Origin of the sequence: Methylosinus sp. PW1 (assembly GCF_000745215.1) — a bacterium.
Lineage (GTDB): Bacteria > Pseudomonadota > Alphaproteobacteria > Rhizobiales > Beijerinckiaceae > Methylosinus.
In genome coordinates, this window is the sequence record NZ_JQNK01000009.1 from 2,297,996 (window position 1) to 2,315,589 (window position 17,594).

Sequence of the window (17,594 nt, forward strand, 5' to 3'; positions counted from 1 at the left end):
GACGCCGCGGGGGCGCGGAGGATGTGCGCATTCGATAGCTGCTGCGCGGTAGAGGGCGCCGCTCACCCGCCCACCACCGTCGTTATCACCTGTCCCTCGCGGGCCAGCGTGATCTTCCAATAATAATGGCGGTTGATCGTCGCCCGCTCGAGGTCGCGGGTGGTGGCGATCTTCTCGTCATTGACGACGAGGATCACGTCGCCCTTCTGCAGATTGAGCTGCGCGGCGACCGATTGCGGGTCGATCTCCGCGACGACGACGCCATTGATTGCGCCCTGCACGGAGAATTCCTCCAGCACGGCGGGGGAGATGTTGACGACCGTCGCGCCGGCAAAGGGCGAGGGGCCTTTCACCTTCACCGCATCGCGCGCCGGGACTTCGGGCGCGGCGGAGAGCTTCAGAGGCACGGCGATGGTCTTGCCTCCGCGCAGCACGCCCAGCGTCGCCTGTCCGCCGAGCGGCTTGGTGGCGAGGCGATAGCCGAGCGCCTCTGGATCGTCGGCCGATGGAGGATGTGCGCATTCGATAGCTGTTGCGCGGTAGAGGGCGCCGCTCACCCGCCCACCACCGTCGTTATCACCTGTCCCTCGCGGGCCAGCGTGATCTTCCAATAATAATGGCGGTTGATCGTCGCCCGCTCGAGGTCGCGGGTGGTGGCGATCTTCTCGTCATTGACGACGAGGATCACGTCGCCCTTCTGCAGATTGAGCTGCGCGGCGACCGATTGCGGGTCGATCTCCGCGACGACGACGCCATTGATTGCGCCCTGCACGGAGAATTCCTCCAGCACGGCGGGAGAGATATTGACGACCGTCGCGCCGGCGAAGGGCGAGGGGCCTTTCACCTTCACCGCATCGCGCGCCGGGACTTCGGGCGCGGCTGAGAGCTTCAGAGGCACGGCGATGGTCTTGCCGCCGCGCAGCACGCCCAGCGTCGCCTGTCCGCCGAGCGGCTTGGTGGCGAGGCGATAGCCGAGCGCCTCTGGATCGTCGGCCGATTGGCCGTCCACGGCGACGATGACGTCGCCGCGCTTCAGCCCAGCGTCGAGCGCCGGGCCTTTGGGGTAGAGATCGGCGACCAGCGCGCCGGCGGGGCGCTCGAGGCCGAGGCTGTCGGAAATCTCCTTGGAGAGATTTTGCAGCGTCGCGCCGAGCCACGGGCGTTTCACCTGCTTGCCGCCGCCCTTGGCCGCCGCCACGACGATCTTGACCATATTGACGGGAATCGCGAAGCCGATGCCGACGGAGCCGCCCGATTTGGAGAAGATCGCCGAATTTATGCCGATGACGCGTCCGGCCATGTCGACGAGCGGGCCGCCGGAATTGCCGGGATTGATGGAGGCGTCGGTCTGGATGAAGAAGCCGTAATCGGAAATGCCGACCTGCGTGCGCGCCAGCGCCGAGACGATGCCCTGCGTCACCGTCTGCCCGACGCCGAAAGGATTGCCGATGGCGAGCACGAGATCGCCGACCTCGAGCGCGTCCGAATCGCCGAGCTCCATGGTGGGATAGGTAGCGGCCTCGGTCAGCTTCAGCACGGCGAGATCGGTGCGCGGATCGCGCAGCAGGATTTTCGCCGCTATCTCGCGCTTGTCGGAGAGCGAGACCTTCACATCGGTCATGCCCTCGATGACGTGATTATTGGTGACGACGAGGCCGGAGGCGTCGACGATGACACCGGATCCGAGCGATTGCGCCGTCGGCCCGCGCTGGCCGCCCCCGCCGCCGCCCTCGCCGAAGAAGCGGCGGAAAATCGGATCGTCGAAGAAGGGATTGGCCGGCCGCTGCTCGATGCGCGTCGCGAAGACATTGACGACGGCAGGCGTCGCCCGTTTCACGATGGGCGCGAAGGACAAGATCACATCGGCGCGCGACTGCGGCAGGGCGCGCTCCTGCTGGGGCGCGAGCAGCGTCTCCGCCAGCGCCGCCGGCGCGGCGAGCGTGAGCAGAGCGAGAGCCGCAATGAATTGGCGCCGAAGAAAAATCATCGATCGTCCTCTCGGGGTGCGATTCGTGGAGCGAGATTCGGTCCCGCATATTAGCCCGAAAAGCGTCAGACTCGTGGAATTCGCATGAGCGCGTAGGGGCGGGGCTCAGTTGATGGCGCGCGCGAGATAAATCGTGTGGCGGGGATCGCCCTCGGCGCCGCGCGCGGCGATCTCCTCGGCGCGGAAGGAGAAGCGCGTCTCCTCGAGGCGCTGCTCGAAGCCGGGCGAGGGATCGGCGGACCAGACGGCGAGCACGCCCGCAGGGGCGAGGGCGCGGCGCATCTTGCGCAGGCCGCGCGCGGAGAAGAGCGCGGAATTAATGTCGCAGAGCACCGCCTCCGGGCCATTGTCTATGTCGAGGAGGATGGCGTCATAGGCGCCGGCTTCCGCCTCCATCAGCGCGGCGACGTCGCCCTCCCGCGCTTCCACGCGGGCGTCCTCGAGCGGGCGGCCGGCCAGCGGCGCGAGGAGGCCGCGATTCCAGGCGATGATCTCGGGGAGCAGCTCGGCGACGATGATCCGCGCGTCTTGCGGGGCGGCGTCGAGCGCGGCGCGCAGGGTGAAGCCCATGCCGAGTCCGCCGACCAGAATGCGCGGCGCGGCGGCGCTGATCTCGGCGAGGGCGAGCCGGGCCAGAGCCTCCTCCGAGCGATGGGCGCGGTTGGACATGAGGTCATAGCCGTTGCAGCGAATTTCATAGACGCCGCCGCGTTGGCGCAGCAGCAGCTCGTCGCCCGCGGCGGTGCGGGCGCGGGAGAGCTCTTCCCAGGGTTCGAGAATCAAGCTTCCGGGTCCGGCGGGCGGCCGACGCGGTCGAGATGGGTGTCGCCGAAGGCGGTTCCATATTTCAGGCCGAAGCCGAGCATTCGGTCGAAGCCGATATGCGCGAGGTGAATCAGCGCGATCGAGATCATCAATCCCTGGCCGAGAGAGACGCCGGCGCCGAGCACGGCGAAGGGGATGATGGTCGTGTGCGCGGTATTATAGGCGATGGCGCCGATGCGGGGGCCGGCGAGATAGAAAGCCATCGACAGATCGGGGAAGAGGAACAGCCAAGCCAGCAGGCGCCAATCGGCCCCGAGGCCGAAATAAGCGAAAAGGGCGGCCGCCATCAGCGCCGCCCCTTCTAATCTCAACAGAATTTTCGGCCAGCCGAGAACGCTTCCGCTCGCGGGGCCGGAGAGCATCGGCGTTACGCCGCCTCTTCCGTCGCCGTCTGGACGGGGCCGGAATCCTGGCCCTTGGCGTCCACGTCGCGGTCGACGAACTCGATCACGGCGAGCGGGGCGTTGTCGCCATAGCGGAAGCCCGCCTTCAGCACGCGCGTGTAGCCGCCATTGCGCTCCTTGTAGCGCGGGCCGAGCACGTCGAAGAGTTTTCTGACCAGATCGACGTCGCGCAGGCGGGAGATAGCCTGACGGCGGGCGTGGAGGTCGCCGCGCTTGCCGAGCGTCACCAGCTTCTCGACGATGGGGCGAAGATCCTTGGCCTTGGGCAGAGTCGTGACGATCTGCTCATGCTTGATGAGCGCCTGGGCGAGATTGACGAACATCGCCTGACGATGCTCGTGGGTGCGGCCGAAGCGGCGCTTCTTGTTACGATGATACATTGTGGCGTCTCCGTTATTTTAGCGGCCGCCGTGCCAAGGAACGGCCGTTCCATTATTCCCTCTCCCGCTTTGCGGGAGAGGGTGGCCCCGCGAAGCGGGGTCGGGTGAGGACCCTCATCCGTCGCGCATTCGCGCGGCGCCTTCTCCCGCACGCGGGAGAAGGGAGAGGGCGGATCAATAATGCTCTTCGAATCTCTTGGCGAGATCGTCGATGTTCTCCGGCGGCCAGCCGGGCACTTCCATGCCGAGGTGCAGGCCCATCTGCGCCAGCACTTCCTTGATCTCGTTCAAGGACTTGCGGCCGAAGTTCGGGGTGCGGAGCATTTCCGCCTCCGACTTCTGGATGAGGTCGCCGATATAGACGATATTGTCGTTCTTCAGGCAGTTGGCCGAGCGCACCGAGAGCTCCAGCTCGTCCACCTTCTTCAGCAGCGCCGGGTTGAAGGCGAGCTGCGGGATGGACGGAGCGGCCTCCTCGCGGCGCGGCTCCTCGAAGTTCACGAAGACCGAGAGCTGATCCTGCAGAATGCGCGCCGCATAGGCGAGCGAATCCTCCGGCGAGATGGCGCCATTGGTCTCGATCGTCAGCGTCAGCTTGTCCTTGTCGAGTTCCTGGCCCTCGCGCGTGTTCTCGACGCGATAGCTCACCTTCTTGACCGGCGAATAGAGGCTGTCGATCGGGATGAGGCCGATCGGCGCGTCCTCGGCGCGATTGCGGTCGGCCGGGACATAGCCCTTGCCGGTCGCGATGGTGAATTCGACGCGGAACTCGGCGCCCTCGTCCAGCGTGCAGATGACGAGATCGGGATTGAGGATCTGCAGATCGCCGGTGGCCTGGATGTCGCCGGCCGTGACCGGCCCCGGACCCTGCTTCTTCAGCGTCAGGCGCTTCACGCCCTCGCCGCTGTATTTGATGGCGATGTCCTTGATGTTGAGGACAATGTCGGTGACGTCCTCACGCACGCCCGGGATCGACGAGAATTCGTGCAGCACGCCATCGATGTGGATGGAGGTGATCGCCGCGCCCTGCAGGGAGGAGAGCAGAATGCGACGCAGCGCATTGCCCAATGTCAAGCCGAAGCCGCGCTCGAGCGGCGAAGCGACGGCCACCGCGATGCGGCGCGGATCATAGCCCGCCGTCACCTCGAGCTTGCTGGGCTTGATGAGTTCCTGCCAGTTCTTCTGGATGCTCACTGTGGCGCCTTTCCTTCAGCTCTCGGCCGGGTCCCGCGCGCCTGCGGCGCGAGACCCCGTCGCAATTCGTCTCGATGAAACAGGTCTCGTCAGACGCGGCGGCGCTTGCGCGGGCGGCAGCCATTGTGCGGAATGGGCGTCACGTCGCGGATGGAGGTCACGGTGAAGCCCGCGGCCTGCAGCGCGCGCAGCGCCGATTCACGACCGGAGCCCGGCCCGGAAACCTCGACCTCGAGGGTGCGGACGCCATGCTCGCCAGCCTTGCGGGCCGCGTCCTCGGCGGCCATCTGCGCGGCGTAGGGCGTCGATTTGCGCGAGCCCTTGAAGCCCATCGTGCCGGCGGACGACCAGGACACGGTGTTGCCCTGCGCGTCGGTGATGGTGATCATCGTGTTGTTGAACGTCGAATTCACATGCGCGACGCCGGAAACGATGTTCTTGCGCTCCCTGCGGCGAACGCGGGTGGTCTCTTTTGCCATAGTCTCTTTCTCGTCCTTCGAACGCGCCCGTAATGCCGGGCGCTAGGGCTCGATGCGGGCGGAAGCGCTCGTCGCTCCGCGCCCAGGTGATCGTCGCGGGAGAGCCCGCGACACGTAAGCTGGTTACTTCTTCTTGCCGGCGATCGGCTTCGCCTTGCCCTTGCGGGTGCGGGCGTTGGTGTGGGTGCGCTGGCCGCGCACCGGCAGCTGGCGACGATGGCGCAGGCCGCGATAGCAGCCGAGGTCCATCAGGCGCTTGATGTTGATCGCCACCTCGCGGCGAAGGTCGCCTTCGACCAGATAGTCGCGGTCGATCGTCTCGCGGATCTGCAGCACCTCGGCGTCGGTCAGCTGAGCGACGCGACGCTCGGCGGGGATGTTCACCTTCTCGATGATCTCCTGCGCCTTTTTCGGCCCGATTCCATGGATATACTGCAGAGCGATGACGACGCGCTTGTTGGTCGGAATGTTGACGCCGGCTATACGGGCCATTTTCTCGTCTCTCCATGTGAGGGCGAACTTTGTTCGCCGATTAGACCCGCGTCCGGTGGAGGCCGGCCCCTGCGGGCTTTTTATACGACGACGGCTCCGTTCCCGCTGAGGAACGGAGCGCGAGGCCGAAGTGGTGAAGGTGGGGTTCCTAGGCGAAAGCCGTCGACCCGTCAAGGCGCTCGGCCCGCTGGTCCGTCACTTTTCCTCACTATATTCCTCGAGCTCCAGCCACATGGCGTTGATGACGCCGAAGGCGCAGGCGAGGCCGAGCCCGAGAATCCAAGAAAAATACCACATGGCGCTCTCCTTTGCGCGATAGGGGAAATTGCGGTCAGTAGGGATAATTGTCCTTGTCCCCCACGGTGGCCTCGGTCACTTGCCCGCGCAGCGCATGATAGATCCAGGCCGTGTAGGCGAGCACGATCGGCAGGAAGACGACGACCGCCCCCAGCATCAGCGTCAATGTGTGGCGGCTCGAGGAGGCGTCCCACAGGGTCAGGCTGTGATTGGGATCGAGCGATGAGGGCAGCAGAAAGGGAAAGAGGGTGAGGCCCGCCGTGGCGATGACGCCGGCGGTGGCGAGGCTCGAGCCGATGAAGGCCACGATCGGCGCCGAAAGGGCGAGCGCCAGCACGGCGACGACGACGCCGAAATAGGCCAGGGCGGGCGCGGCCAGCGTCCAGGGGCGCGCCTCATAGGCGGCTCGCCAGGCGCCGGCCTCGCGCACGACGGTCTTGGCCAGAGGATTGGAGGGGCCGGAGGGATCGACGGCGCTCGTCAGCACATAGCCGTCGATATTCTGCGCGCCCCAATAGCCGGCGTAGGTGAAGGCGGCGAGCAGCACGATCGCCGCGAGCCAGCCGGCCAGCTTGGCGCGAAAGGCCACCGGGCCTTGCGTCTTGGCGGCGAGCCAGGCGGCGCCCTGCAGCGTTATCATGGCGAGGCTGACGAGGCCCGCGAGCAGAGCGAAGGGCGTCAGCAGGCCGAAAAGATCGCCCTCATAGATTATGTTCAACTCGTCGTCGAAGCGGAAGGGCGCGCCGAGCAGCACATTGCCGAAGGCGACGCCGAAGAGAAGCGCCGGCGCGAAGCCGGAGGCGAAGAAAATCCAGTCCCAGGCGCGCCGCCAGCCGGGCGTCTCCACCTTGCTGCGATAGACGATCGCCGCCGGCCGCAGAATGAGGCCGAGCAGGACGAGGAACATCGCCAGATAGAAGCCCGAGAAGGAGACGGCGTAGAGCGCAGGAAAAGCCGCGAAGATCGCGCCGCCGCCGAGAATCAGCCAGACCTGATTGCCTTCCCACACCGGGCCGATGGTGTTGAGCGTTTGCCGGCGCTCGCCGTCTCTGCGGGCGACGAAGGGATGGAGCACGGCGACGCCGAGATCGAAGCCGTCGGCGATCGCAAATCCGATGAGCAGCGTTCCGAGCAAGGCCCACCAGACGAGCCGCAGAATTCCGTAATCGATCATGTCGGGAATCTCCTCGATGAGGATTTCTTGTCGAGACGATTGGTGGCCGGCGCTCCTTCTTTCGCGAAGGCCCCCTCCCTCACCCTCCCCCGCTTCGCGGGAGAGGGAGGCGACGAGGTATCGCGAAGCTTCGATGAAGCGCTGGATCTGCTCCCTCTCCCGCGGAGCGGGGGAGGGCTGGGGAGGGGGCTGATCGCCTCACGCGATTTGGAACGGCCGCTCCGGCGCCTCACGCGGGAAGGGCTCGATGGTCGGGCCGAGGCGGATATATTTCAGCATCAGCCACACTTCGACGATGGCCAGCGCGCTGTAGAACAGCACGAAGCCGCCGAGGCTCAGCAGAACATTATAGGCCGGCACATTGGACGCGCCGAGGAAGGTCGGCAGCACGCTGTCGATGATCCAGGGCTGGCGGCCATATTCGGCGACGATCCAGCCGAGCTCGGCCGCGATCCATGGCAGCGGAAGGCTGTAGAAGGCGAGCTTCAAGAGCCAGGGATTGTCACGCAAGCGCCGGCGGCTCGCCACGAGGAAGGCCGCCGCGAACAGGAAGATGAAATAAAAGCCCAGCGCCACCATGATGCGGAAGGCCCAGAACAGCACTGGCACATTGGGGATGGTGGTGAGCGCCGCCTCATGGACCTGCTCATTGGTGGCGTTCTCGATATCGGGCCGGAACCGCTTCAGCAGCAGCGAATGGCCGAGGTCCTCGAAGGCGGGCAGCAGTTCGGCGGGGATGGCGGCGTTCGGTCCGTCGGGACGCGCGGCCAGCCATTCATAGGCGGGCATTCCGGCGCGAATGCGCGTCTCCGATTTCTCGACCAGAGATTTTATGCCCTCGACCGGCGTGTCCAGCGAGCGCGTCGCGATGAGGCCGAGGAGATAGGGAACCTCGATCTTCAAATGCGTCGTCTGCTGATTCACATCGGGAATGCCGAAGAGGGTGAAGGAGGCCGGCGCCGGCTCCGTCTCCCACATGGCCTCGATCGCGGCGATCTTCATTTTCTGGTTGAAGCTCGCCGTATAGCCGCTCTCGTCGCCGAGCACGACGACAGAGAGCGCCGAGGCGAGGCCGAAGCTCGCCGCCACATTGGCGGAGCGCCGCGCGATCTCGCGATGCTCGCGCTTGTAGAGCAGATAATAGGCCGAGATGGAGAGCACGAACATCGCGCCGGTCACATAGCCGGCGCTGACGGTGTGCACGAATTTCGATTGCGCGACCGGGTTGAAGAACACTTCCGAGAAGGAGGTGAGCTCCATGCGCAAGGTCTGCGGATTGAACGCCGCCCCGACCGGATTGAGCATCCAGCTATTGGCGATGAGAATCCACAGCGCCGAGAAATTCGCGCCGAGAGCGACGAGCCAGGTGACGGCGAGATGCGCCACCGGGCTCAGCCGGTTCCAGCCGAAGAAGAAGAGGCCGACGAAGGACGCCTCGAGGAAGAAGGCCATCAGCCCTTCGATCGCCAGCGGCGCGCCGAAAATATCGCCCACATAATGCGAGTAGTAGGACCAGTTGGTTCCGAACTGGAACTCCATGGTGATGCCGGTGGCGACGCCCATCGCGAAATTGATTCCGAACAGCGTGCCCCAGAATTTGACCGCGTCGCGCCATATGGTGCGGCCGGTCATCACGAAGACGCTCTCCATTATGGCGAGGAGAATCGAAAGGCCGAGCGTCAGCGGCACGAAGAGGAAATGGTAGAGGGCGGTCAGCGCGAATTGCAGTCTTGAAAGCGTCACCACGTCGAGCTCGAACATCATGCGCTCCGTGAAAGGATTGTCAGCCGCGGTCGCGAGCGAAGAGCTTTTCCGCCACAGCCGCCGGCGAGACATGCGGCCGCTGCGAGGCGGGAAAGCAGAGGAAATAGAGCAGGGCCAGGGCCGCGGTCTTGAGAGCGAGGGCGATGGCGATCTCTCGCCCGAGCCGATGCGTCGCCGAATGGGCCGACATGCGTTTCTCCCCGCCCGAAGCGCCGGGCCTCGAGGACACTATCCTCGAAAGGCCTCGCCTTCATGACCGCGAAAGTCCTTAAAGCCCGTACGTGGTCTCCGAAGGCTCCGGTCTCGCCATAAAAAGCACAGGGCGGGCTGCCGTAAGAAGCCCCGAAATGTCGCTGCGCGGTTTTGTCGCCGTCCCGCGAGGGGCGCCCCCGAAGAGAAATCCCGCAGCCGACTTCTTGACTTTGGCCGGCGCGTGCCTTATTCGGCGCCTCTCGCTAGCGCAATGCGTTGCGCCGCGCTCGCGGGGGAGTAGCTCAGTTGGTTAGAGCGCCGGCCTGTCACGCCGGAGGTCGCGGGTTCGAGCCCCGTCTCTCTCGCCATTTCGAATCTGTCGCCTTCATCGCGTCGTGGCCCTGGCCATGGACCGAAGCGCGTCGATTGATTCTGGCCGGGCCTGCGCCTATTCTATGCACATGACCTCGCCCGCGATCACCTTCGATCGTCTCGCCTATATCGACCGGCTGAAAGAGGCCGGCTTCGACGATAAGCAGGCGCGCGCTCAGGCCGATGCGTTGGACGCGGCGCTGCGCGATTCGGTCGCCACCAAGGCGGACCTCAAAGAGCTGGCCGGCGAGCTGCGCACGGAAATGGCCAATCTGAAGGTCGATATCCTCCGCTGGCTCGTCGTCACGCAGATCGCGCTCGGCGGCGTCATCCTCGCCGCCGTCAAATTCGTGAAGTGAGCGGCGGCCCCTCCCCTCAATTCTCCAGCAGCCAGCGCGCGCAATCGTCCCAATAGGGGCGGCCGGGGTCGCGGAAGAAGCCGAAATGGCCCATGCCCCGCCTCTCGGCGCGAATCGCCAGCGGCTCTATGTGGGCGCGGCTGTAGCGCTTCAGCAGCGCCTCCACCGCCGGCTTCGGCGCCATCCAATCATCGTCGATGGTCAGCGCGCGAATCGCTCCCGTGAACCGGTCGAAGCATCCGGGGAAGGGGCGGCCCGCGGCATCGACGAAATAGGCCTCGCTGCGGCACCAGCGCGCCCATTCCAGCGCGGCGTCCTTGGGCAGATCCTCGCCGAGGCCGAGCCGAGCCGCCGGAAAATAGCCGAGCACGGCGGCGGGGATCGGCAGCAGCGCGCGCCACATCAGCCATAGCGCATATTTGCGCGGGGCCGGCCACAGCCGCCAATCGCCGATCTGCGTGCTGACCGCCAGCATGGCGCGAATGCGGTCGTTATTGTCGGCGAGTCCGACCATTTGCCCGCCGACGCTGTGCGAGACGACGCGCAAGGGCTCCGCCGGCGCGAGCCTCGCTGCATGGTCGATGATTCCGGCGAGGTCCTGCTCGCCCCAGGCGCGCAATCCGCCGCCCGGCGAGGCGAAACGGCGGGAGGCGCCGACGCCGCGATAATCGAAGGTGAGAACGCGGCATCCGCGCGCGGCGAGAAAGCGCGCCAGCCGCTCATAGAATTTCTGCTTCACCGCAATGGCGCCGGCGATGACGACCATTGGTCCGTCCCCGCTCGGGGGCGAGAACAGCGTCGCCGCGAGAGACGCTCCGTCTCTCGCGGCGATGGTCATCGTTTCGACTGCGCCGTCGCCGGCTCTCGTCATGCGGTCACGCTCTCCTCGGGAAGCCTCGCGGCTTCGGCTTTGGCGAGCGGCGCCTCCGCCTCGCGGCGCTGCCGGCTCTGCTGCTGATAGTGAGCGGCGAGCGGCAGGTTTTCAACCGCGGGGAACTCCTCCTCGATCTTCTTCGGCTTGAAGAGGGTGACGACGGATTTCCAGGTCGCGATCCCCCAGCCCTGCGAGCGATAGGGATAGCCGTGCTCCTCGCAGAACTGGCGCAGCATGGGCGCGAGCTGCGGATAGTGACGCGGGCTGATCCAGGGGAAGAGGTGATGCTCGATCTGGAAATCGACGCCGCCGCACAGCAGCCGGCCGATCGGACCCGTCTCGAAATTCACCGCCGTCGCCGTCTGCAGCATCAGATAATTGTCGCGCGTCGCATCCTTCGTCACCTGGATCGCCTCCTCCGGGTAATGCGCCGGAGCAAAGAGCGCGAACATGACATAGGACATCATGAACATCTGCACGACGAAGAACATTGCGACATTGGCGAAGCCGAAGAGATAGATCGGAATGATCGTCCACACGATCCAATGTCCGATCATGCAGGCGAGATCGAGCCAGCTCTGCCAGTTGCGACGCTCGTCGTCGCGCAGCTCGCGGATCAGGAAGCGCCAGCCCTTGAAGGCGACGCCGAAGGAATTGCCGAGCAGCACGATGGGGAAGAAATAGCCCTGATGCTCGAACCACCAGCGCGCGAGTCCGCTGGCCTTCTTCACGTCGCGATCATTGAGCGTGAACACCGGCAGCAGATCGGCGTCGTCGTCCACGCCGATGACGTTCGGATTGGGATGATGCACGACGACATGCTTATGGCGCCAATAATTGCCCGACACGCCGAGGAAGAACGGAAAGTCGAAATACATGATGAACTCATTGACCCACGGCTTGTTGCTGATCGCATGATGCGAGGCGGTGTGGCCATTGGTCGACATGCCCATGCAGCCATAGGCGACGAGGATCATGCCGATCGCCTTGACGATGAGCATGTCCGAGACGATGACGAGCGAAACGCCCGCCGCCGTCAGGGCGATGAACAGCAGCCATTCGGCAATGCCGATGGCGGTCAGCTTGCGGGCGTATCCTGCGCGGCGGACCTGCTCCCGCAGCCGCGCGAAATCCTGATTGGCTTCCTTAGACATATGCACCCCCGTAAAAAATGAAATCGCGCATCAGACGCGCTGCAGCCGGTACGGCGCGTGATAATCCTTGGTGAAGAGGAGCTGATAGAGCGCCTGGTCCCCGGCCATGGCGGAAGCTATTCCGCAGCTGAGGTAGTATTCCCACATGCGCTTGAAGACCGTGTCGTAGCGCACAGGATCGAGCGTTCCGCTATTGGCGCGGAAGGCCTCCAGCCAGCGACGCAGAGTCACGGCGTAATGGCGCGCCATATTCTCGACGTCGAGAATGGCGAGGCAATTCTTCTCGAGCTCTGTCGTCATCGCGGAGAGCTTCGGCGTGTCGGAGCCGGGGAAGACGTATTTTTGAATGAAAGGATCATGGCGATTGATCGCCGTGTTGCAGCCGATGACATGCACGAGGCCGCGGCCCTTCGGCGCGAGCAGGCGCTCTATGGCGCCGAAATAGGCGGGATAATCCTTGGCGCGCACATGCTCGAGCATGCCGACGCTGACGATGCGATCGAAAGAGCCGTCGATCTCGCGATAGTCGCCGAGGATGAAGCGCACGCGATCGGAGACGCCATATTTGCCGGCGTTTTCCTGCGCCCGCGCATGATGCGCGACGCTATTGGTGACGCCGACGCCGCGCGCGCCGAAATTCAGCGCAGCGTGAATCAGCATGCCGCCCTTGCCGCAGCCGATATCGAGAAGCGACTGGCCGGGCTCGATCTCGAGCTTCTGGCAAATGCGATCGAGCTTGCGCTGCTGCAGGAGATCGGCGTCGTCGTCCTGCGAATGCGCATAGCCGCAGGAATAGACCTGAAAACGATCGAGTAGAAAGGCGTCGAACACGTCTTCGCCTATGTCGTAGTGACGGCGCACATTGGTCGCCGGGCTCAGCAGGCGATTGCTCGCCAGCATGCCGGCATAGCGAAGCAGAAAGCTCCAATCGGAGCGCAGCTTCTTGTGCAGGCCGGCGCGGCACAGCATTGTGAGGCAATCGACGAGGCGGCCGTCCTCGACCTCGAAATCCTGCGCCATGAAGGCTTCGCCCATGCCGAGATTGCCGAAGGCGAGCACGCGGCTGAAGAAATCGTCGCGCAGCACGCGCAGCACGATCGGCGCGTCATCGCCGGCGCCGAAGCGATGATCGACGCCATTGTGACGAATGATCAGCGTTCCTTGATGAAGATGGCGCGACAGCATCTCGAAGAAAGCGTCCTTCGGCTGACGCGCTCCCAATAGCTGCGCGAGCGAAAGCTGTCGGCGCGCCGTCTTCGCGTCGAAAGCGCGCGCGGCATGTTCGGGCATATATCTCGTATCTGTCATGTGTCTCTCCCAATTCATATCGCGCGCTTTCGGCAAAGAATTTCCGCGCTGCTCGCGCTGGAAACGACGCGCGAAATCTTCCGCACGTCCGCGCTATTCGCGCTGCGCCTCTCGTTATTCATGCGGATGGCCGTGCTGCGCGGTGGCGTCGCATGGCGACATTGTGACGAAAGTTGTCACATTATTTCTGCATGATGACAAGCTGCTCAGCTTGCGCTCGTCCCCTCTCGTCGCATCTTGTGGGATGACGAGCGGCCCGAGCCTGATCCGAGGTGTTAAAAGGGTCGGCGAGGAATTTGTGTGTGCTGTCACACAGGGCGCGAGCGCGCGTCCGCTCTATAGGATCGATGGGCGAGCGCGATCCGCGCCGCGCCAAATGAATATTCGGCGGAGACGAGAAAAATGGACGCAATCGAAATGTCGCGCTGGTTGTGGGCGGATCGGCGCGCGCGCGCCGCTCGCAGCGAGGCGGGGCCGACGCTGAATGGCGCGAAGGGCCAATTCATCGAGACGCGCGGGGCGAGCTTGCGGACGCTGATCACGCCGCAGAAGAACGGCGCGGGCGACAAGACTTTGGTGATCGTGCCAGATCCGCCAAACGTCATCGAGCAATATCTGCCGATCATCGACGAAATGTCGAACCATGCGCGCGTCATCTGTGTGGAAACGCCGGGCTTTGGCCAATCCTTCGTGAAATCGGGATTTCGCTTCGATGTGCCGAGCTATTGCGAGGTCTTCGACGAATTCTTCGCGCAGCTGGAGATAAAGGACGCCGTGCTGGACATGGCCTGTCTCGGCGGCTTCGCGGGCGTCGCCTTCTCGGCGGCGCGGCCCGAACGCGTGCGTCATCTCATGCTGCAGCAGACGGTCTCGATCTCGCAGGCGCAGAAATGGGCGGCGGGAACCGATCGCATGAATCTCATTCGGCGGCCCTATGTCGGGCAGATCTTCATGCGCGCGCTCGATCATGTGGTGGCGCGACATTGGTATAAGGTCGCCATGCCGCCGGCGACCTCCGCCATCGCGCCGAAGCTCGCGGAAGAGGCGATCGCGGGTCTCGATCGCGGCGGCTGCTTTTGCCTCTGCAACGCCTATCAGGCTTTGATGGCGACGCCGGAAAAGCCCTATGTCGCCAGCCCGCGCAAGGTGACGATCGTCTGGGGCGACAGCGATCCCACCCATAATCTCGTGGCGACGATCGGCGATTCGCTGAAGGCGTTTCTGCCGGAGGCCGAATTCGTCCTCTTCGAGAATTGCGGGCATTTTCCCATGCTGGAAAATCCGCAGCGCTATCTGCCCATGCTGCGCGCCGCGCTGGACGCGGCGTAGTACGGTTTCTTTGCCCCTCTCCCCGCGAGCGGCTATCGAATGCACACATTCTCCTCGCCCCCGCGGCGTCCTGGCCGGGACAAGCCCGGCCAGGACGGCCGCAGTGTTTCGCTGTGTGTGTGATCGATAGCGCATAGCGGGGAGAAGGAAGGCGGCCGGCGCCGCGCGAAGCGATCGACCGAGGCTCGCGCGTTCAGCTCGGCTGCGATAGGCGGCGCATCTCGGCGAGGGCGGGGTTTCCCTCCGCCTCCAGCCGGGCGATCGTCTCGAGACCCCATTTGTAGGAGAATTCGGCGACCTCGCGGTGCTTGTCCCAGGTCATGAAGCTGGCGCCGGGACAGACCGGCGGCTGCACGGTGAGATCGAGCGCGCCGGAGAAGGCCGGCTTCTCGCGAATATTGCTGAACACCGCCTGCTGAATGACGGCCGCCAGCGACGGGCAATCGGGCAATGGCTTGCGGCGCAGTGGATTGAGCATGGAGGCGAGCAGCTCGTTGCGGCCGGGCAGCGCGCGATAGTCGAAATCATAGAGGCGCGGATCGGAATTGCGCAGGTCCACGACGACATTGGGGCCGTTCTTCAGCCCATGCATGGGCGCGATCGGCGCATTGTCGGAGACGGCGCCGTCGACCAGCATATGGCCGTCCTCGTCGAAGAAGGGCGGCAGCACGCCGGGAATGGCGCAGGACGCGCGCACCGCCTGCCATGTGGGGCCGGAACGGATCACGCGCATCGTATAGGTGGAGAGGTCGGTCGCTATGGCGAAGCTCGGCCGCCACAAATCCTCGAAGGCGATGGAGCCGTAGGATTGCGCCAGCGTCGCCTCGAGAATCGTATGGTCGAGCAGGCCGAATTTCGGCAGAGTGAGGCGCTTCAGCGCGGCGTTCTGCACGAAGATTTCGTGAATCGCCGCCTCCACCTCCTCCGGCGTCTTCAATTGCGCGAAGGCCACCGCCATGCCGGAGCCGATGCTGCTGCCGCCGAAAATATCGAAGACGACGCCCGCCTCCTGAAAGGCTTTTACGATGCCGATATGGGCGAGGCCGAGCGCGCCGCCGGCGCCGGCGACGAAGCCGATCGCCTGGCCGGTGATGAAGCGCGCGAGACAATCGAAATCCGCGCCCGAATCCATCGCCACATGATGCAGCATGAAGACTTCGCGCTCGCGCAGCCAGGGCGCGGAAGGCTCCTGCGTCTGCGGCCGATGCGGATAGAGCCTGACGATGCGCCGGCGATTGGCGGGAAAGAGAGTGAAGGCGAACTCCTCGACCGGATCGAGCGCCGGCGATCCGTCGGCGACCGCCATGATCAGCAGATCGGCCGAATTGAGAACGGCGCGGGTCCATTCGTTCAATTCGCCATCGGCGACGCAGAGAACGAAGTCGTTCTCCTGCTCGAGCGCGCCGAGCCAATCGGCGACGGCGTAGCGGTCGAAGGCGCCATCCGCGAAATGTGCGCGCGCGTCGGCGGAGGCGCGCGCGCAGCCGCGGGCGCGCGCATTGATCGCCTGCAGCAGGCGCGCGCTGAAACCTTCGGGGATTGATCCCCCGCCCGCGGCGATCAGCGCGATCACGCGCACACGGCTGCTCTGGCGGAAATTGCGCCGCGTGATCTCGCCGAGACGGGCGAGGCGCCGGGCCAGCGAGCGGGTCACTGCGCGCTGCATATCGGGGAATTGCGCGACCAGCGCGTCGAATTGCGCGCGGTCGATCTCCAGCACCTCGGAGTCGCGCATGGCGACGACGCCGGCGCCGCGCGGGTCGCGGGTGAAAAATCCCATCTCGCCGATGAGCTGATCCTTGCCGATCTCGGCGACAATCTCGCCATCGGCGGCGTTGACCACGCCGAACTGGCCGAAATTGACGATATAGAGCGTCTCCGACGGCGCGCCGAGCTCGATCAGCGCCTCGCCGCGCGCAATCCTGCGCAACTGCACGCAGGATTTGATCTTATTGCGATCCTCGTCGTCGAGGTCTTGCCAGAAACTCTGATCTTCCGAAACGAGCGTCTTCGACATGGAAATACAGTCGCCCCGATGCGTTCGCGTCGCGCGCCCCCGCGCTCGCGCCGCATGATCTTCGGCCGAGCGTGAGAATGCAAGGGCGGTTTCCGCGCGCTTTCGACGCCGCTCAGGCGGGCGCGCTGGTCAGCAGAGCGTCCAGGCTCGCGCATTCCTTCGCGGTCAGGGAAAAGTCGAATATCGCCAGATCGTCGCGCATATGCTCCTGCGACGTCGTGCCGGTGAGGCACAGAACGCCTTGCTGCGTCAGGAAGCGGAAGAAAATCTGCGCCCGGCCGCGCCCATATTTTTCGGCGAGAGCGACGAGCTCCGGCTTCTCCAGCGTTTCGGGATTGGCGGTGAGCGTCCAAAAGCTCTGGTAGAAAATTTTGTGCTTTGCGCAGAAAGCGCGAATCTCGCGGTCATAGCCGGTCTTGGCGTAGAAGCGGTTCTGAATCACGGCGGGCTTCACCCGCGCCTTCTTCCACAACATCTTCAGCCGCGCCGGCTCGTAGCAATTGCTGACGCCCAATTGGCGCACGCCGCCCTGCGCCGCCAGGCTCTCCATCGCGCGCCAGGCCTCGAGAGTGTCCTTGTCGTCCGGGTAGGGGGAGTGCAGCACCAATCCGTCGAGACGGTCCACGCGCAGATTGCGCAGCGACGCCTCGAAGGACTGCCGCACCTGCTCGCCGATCGGAGCGGCGGCGTCATAGGGGATGTTTTCCGGGTCCTGCCCGCCGAAGGGCGTGAATTTGGTCTGCAGATAAATATCCGCGCGGGCGAGCCCGGCGCTGAGCGCCGCCGCCAGACCTTCGCCGACGCCCGGCTCATTGTAATGCTTGGGCTGGCAGGCGGTGTCGATCCCGCGAAAGCCGGTCCGCAGCGCCTCTTCCACCAGCGCGGCGGTGCGCTCCTTTTTCCAGGCCGTGCCATAGATGATGCGGGGCATGGAAACCCCGGAGGCGGAGACGATCCGGCTCGGATCCTCGCCGCGCGGCTCGGCGCTCATTT

19 protein-coding genes and 1 tRNA gene are annotated in these 17,594 nt (G+C 64.8%); 3 read left to right on the forward strand and 17 right to left on the reverse strand.

Features of this window, described 5'->3' with window-relative positions:
• Positions 1-62: 62 nt before the first annotated feature.
• From K369_RS20505 to cydP, 12 genes are all read right to left on the reverse strand, one after another.
• Entirely contained in the window at positions 63-557 is a 495-nt protein-coding gene (locus K369_RS20505) for a PDZ domain-containing protein (protein WP_036293770.1), read from the reverse strand.
• A complete protein-coding gene (locus K369_RS20510; protein ID WP_036293771.1) occupies positions 554-1,987 on the reverse strand; it encodes a Do family serine endopeptidase in 1,434 nt (477 codons plus the stop codon). The genes K369_RS20505 and K369_RS20510 overlap by 4 nt, the downstream gene beginning before the upstream one ends.
• Before the next feature lie 105 nt (positions 1,988-2,092).
• On the reverse strand, positions 2,093-2,770 hold the full coding sequence (locus K369_RS20515) for a hypothetical protein (RefSeq protein ID WP_036293772.1): 678 nt from the start codon (positions 2,768-2,770) through the stop codon (positions 2,093-2,095).
• On the reverse strand, positions 2,767-3,174 hold the full coding sequence (locus K369_RS20520) for a DUF4260 domain-containing protein (RefSeq protein WP_036293773.1): 408 nt from the start codon (positions 3,172-3,174) through the stop codon (positions 2,767-2,769). Before K369_RS20520 ends, K369_RS20515 begins: the two co-directional genes overlap by 4 nt.
• 5 nt (positions 3,175-3,179) lie before the next feature.
• Complete coding sequence (gene rplQ, locus K369_RS20525; protein WP_036293774.1) at positions 3,180-3,596, reverse strand: 50S ribosomal protein L17; 417 nt, start codon at positions 3,594-3,596, stop codon at positions 3,180-3,182.
• A gap of 174 nt (positions 3,597-3,770) precedes the next feature.
• Complete coding sequence (locus K369_RS20530) at positions 3,771-4,790, reverse strand: DNA-directed RNA polymerase subunit alpha (RefSeq protein WP_024878254.1); 1,020 nt, start codon at positions 4,788-4,790, stop codon at positions 3,771-3,773.
• Between the two features lie 89 nt (positions 4,791-4,879).
• The gene (gene rpsK, locus K369_RS20535) at positions 4,880-5,269 is read right to left on the reverse strand and encodes a 30S ribosomal protein S11 (protein WP_018267194.1); all 390 of its coding nucleotides are present in this window, start codon (positions 5,267-5,269) and stop codon (positions 4,880-4,882) included.
• Between the two features lie 123 nt (positions 5,270-5,392).
• Positions 5,393-5,761: a 30S ribosomal protein S13 gene (gene rpsM / locus K369_RS20540; RefSeq protein WP_018267193.1), complete on the reverse strand. Its 369-nt coding sequence runs from the start codon at positions 5,759-5,761 to the stop codon at positions 5,393-5,395.
• Positions 5,762-5,956: 195 nt separating this feature from the next.
• A complete protein-coding gene (gene cydX / locus K369_RS25740; protein WP_024878255.1) occupies positions 5,957-6,058 on the reverse strand; it encodes a cytochrome bd-I oxidase subunit CydX in 102 nt (33 codons plus the stop codon).
• 34 nt (positions 6,059-6,092) lie between these two features.
• Positions 6,093-7,232 (reverse strand): cytochrome d ubiquinol oxidase subunit II, encoded by a 1,140-nt coding sequence (cydB, locus tag K369_RS20550; RefSeq protein WP_036293776.1) that lies wholly within the window; start codon positions 7,230-7,232, stop codon positions 6,093-6,095.
• Between the two features lie 198 nt (positions 7,233-7,430).
• Complete coding sequence (locus tag K369_RS20555) at positions 7,431-8,993, reverse strand: cytochrome ubiquinol oxidase subunit I (protein ID WP_051949558.1); 1,563 nt, start codon at positions 8,991-8,993, stop codon at positions 7,431-7,433.
• 22 nt (positions 8,994-9,015) lie between these two features.
• On the reverse strand, positions 9,016-9,186 hold the full coding sequence (gene cydP, locus K369_RS26700; RefSeq protein ID WP_156967998.1) for a cytochrome oxidase putative small subunit CydP: 171 nt from the start codon (positions 9,184-9,186) through the stop codon (positions 9,016-9,018).
• 293 nt (positions 9,187-9,479) lie between these two features.
• Between cydP and K369_RS20560 the strand changes: the two genes are divergently transcribed.
• Both K369_RS20560 and K369_RS20565 read left to right on the forward strand, forming a co-directional pair.
• A tRNA-Asp gene (locus K369_RS20560) sits at positions 9,480-9,556 on the forward strand.
• Positions 9,557-9,649: 93 nt separating this feature from the next.
• The gene (locus tag K369_RS20565; protein ID WP_036296052.1) at positions 9,650-9,919 is read left to right on the forward strand and encodes a hypothetical protein; all 270 of its coding nucleotides are present in this window, start codon (positions 9,650-9,652) and stop codon (positions 9,917-9,919) included.
• A 16-nt stretch (positions 9,920-9,935) separates the two neighbouring features.
• Here the strand turns inward: K369_RS20565 and K369_RS20570 are convergent, their stop codons facing one another.
• Genes K369_RS20570 through K369_RS20580 form a run of 3 tightly spaced genes read right to left on the reverse strand, consistent with a single transcriptional unit; the run spans position 9,936 to position 13,255 of the window.
• Positions 9,936-10,790 (reverse strand): alpha/beta fold hydrolase, encoded by an 855-nt coding sequence (locus K369_RS20570; protein WP_036293781.1) that lies wholly within the window; start codon positions 10,788-10,790, stop codon positions 9,936-9,938.
• Positions 10,787-11,947 (reverse strand): acyl-CoA desaturase, encoded by a 1,161-nt coding sequence (locus K369_RS20575; protein ID WP_036293783.1) that lies wholly within the window; start codon positions 11,945-11,947, stop codon positions 10,787-10,789. The genes K369_RS20570 and K369_RS20575 overlap by 4 nt, the downstream gene beginning before the upstream one ends.
• A 30-nt stretch (positions 11,948-11,977) precedes the next feature.
• The gene (locus K369_RS20580; protein WP_198033170.1) at positions 11,978-13,255 is read right to left on the reverse strand and encodes a class I SAM-dependent methyltransferase; all 1,278 of its coding nucleotides are present in this window, start codon (positions 13,253-13,255) and stop codon (positions 11,978-11,980) included.
• A 402-nt stretch (positions 13,256-13,657) separates the two neighbouring features.
• On the opposite strand from K369_RS20580, the gene K369_RS20590 reads away from it, so the two are divergent.
• The gene (locus K369_RS20590) at positions 13,658-14,584 is read left to right on the forward strand and encodes an alpha/beta fold hydrolase (protein WP_084570760.1); all 927 of its coding nucleotides are present in this window, start codon (positions 13,658-13,660) and stop codon (positions 14,582-14,584) included.
• A 193-nt stretch (positions 14,585-14,777) separates the two neighbouring features.
• Here the strand turns inward: K369_RS20590 and K369_RS20595 are convergent, their stop codons facing one another.
• Positions 14,778-16,601, reverse strand: coding sequence for a patatin-like phospholipase family protein (locus tag K369_RS20595; RefSeq protein WP_036296058.1), 1,824 nt, complete (start codon positions 16,599-16,601; stop codon positions 14,778-14,780).
• A 112-nt stretch (positions 16,602-16,713) separates the two neighbouring features.
• Positions 16,714-17,592, reverse strand: a complete 879-nt coding sequence (locus tag K369_RS20600; protein WP_051949436.1) for an aldo/keto reductase — start codon at positions 17,590-17,592, stop codon at positions 16,714-16,716.
• Positions 17,593-17,594: the final 2 nt, after the last annotated feature.

Coding starts and splice junctions, on each gene's coding strand:
- rpsM (WP_018267193.1), bottom strand. CDS start 5,761: ATGGCCCGTATAGCCGGCGTCAACATTCCGACCAACAAGCGCGTCGTC.
- K369_RS20590 (WP_084570760.1), top strand. CDS start 13,658: ATGGACGCAATCGAAATGTCGCGCTGGTTGTGGGCGGATCGGCGCGCG.
- K369_RS20565 (WP_036296052.1), top strand. CDS start 9,650: ATGACCTCGCCCGCGATCACCTTCGATCGTCTCGCCTATATCGACCGG.
- K369_RS20520 (WP_036293773.1), bottom strand. CDS start 3,174: ATGCTCTCCGGCCCCGCGAGCGGAAGCGTTCTCGGCTGGCCGAAAATT.
- K369_RS20510 (WP_036293771.1), bottom strand. CDS start 1,987: ATGATTTTTCTTCGGCGCCAATTCATTGCGGCTCTCGCTCTGCTCACG.
- K369_RS20555 (WP_051949558.1), bottom strand. CDS start 8,993: ATGTTCGAGCTCGACGTGGTGACGCTTTCAAGACTGCAATTCGCGCTG.
- K369_RS20600 (WP_051949436.1), bottom strand. CDS start 17,592: ATGAGCGCCGAGCCGCGCGGCGAGGATCCGAGCCGGATCGTCTCCGCC.
- K369_RS20580 (WP_198033170.1), bottom strand. CDS start 13,255: ATGACAGATACGAGATATATGCCCGAACATGCCGCGCGCGCTTTCGAC.
- cydP (WP_156967998.1), bottom strand. CDS start 9,186: ATGTCGGCCCATTCGGCGACGCATCGGCTCGGGCGAGAGATCGCCATC.
- cydB (WP_036293776.1), bottom strand. CDS start 7,232: ATGATCGATTACGGAATTCTGCGGCTCGTCTGGTGGGCCTTGCTCGGA.
- K369_RS20570 (WP_036293781.1), bottom strand. CDS start 10,790: ATGACGAGAGCCGGCGACGGCGCAGTCGAAACGATGACCATCGCCGCG.
- K369_RS20575 (WP_036293783.1), bottom strand. CDS start 11,947: ATGTCTAAGGAAGCCAATCAGGATTTCGCGCGGCTGCGGGAGCAGGTC.
- cydX (WP_024878255.1), bottom strand. CDS start 6,058: ATGTGGTATTTTTCTTGGATTCTCGGGCTCGGCCTCGCCTGCGCCTTC.
- K369_RS20595 (WP_036296058.1), bottom strand. CDS start 16,601: ATGTCGAAGACGCTCGTTTCGGAAGATCAGAGTTTCTGGCAAGACCTC.
- rplQ (WP_036293774.1), bottom strand. CDS start 3,596: ATGTATCATCGTAACAAGAAGCGCCGCTTCGGCCGCACCCACGAGCAT.
- rpsK (WP_018267194.1), bottom strand. CDS start 5,269: ATGGCAAAAGAGACCACCCGCGTTCGCCGCAGGGAGCGCAAGAACATC.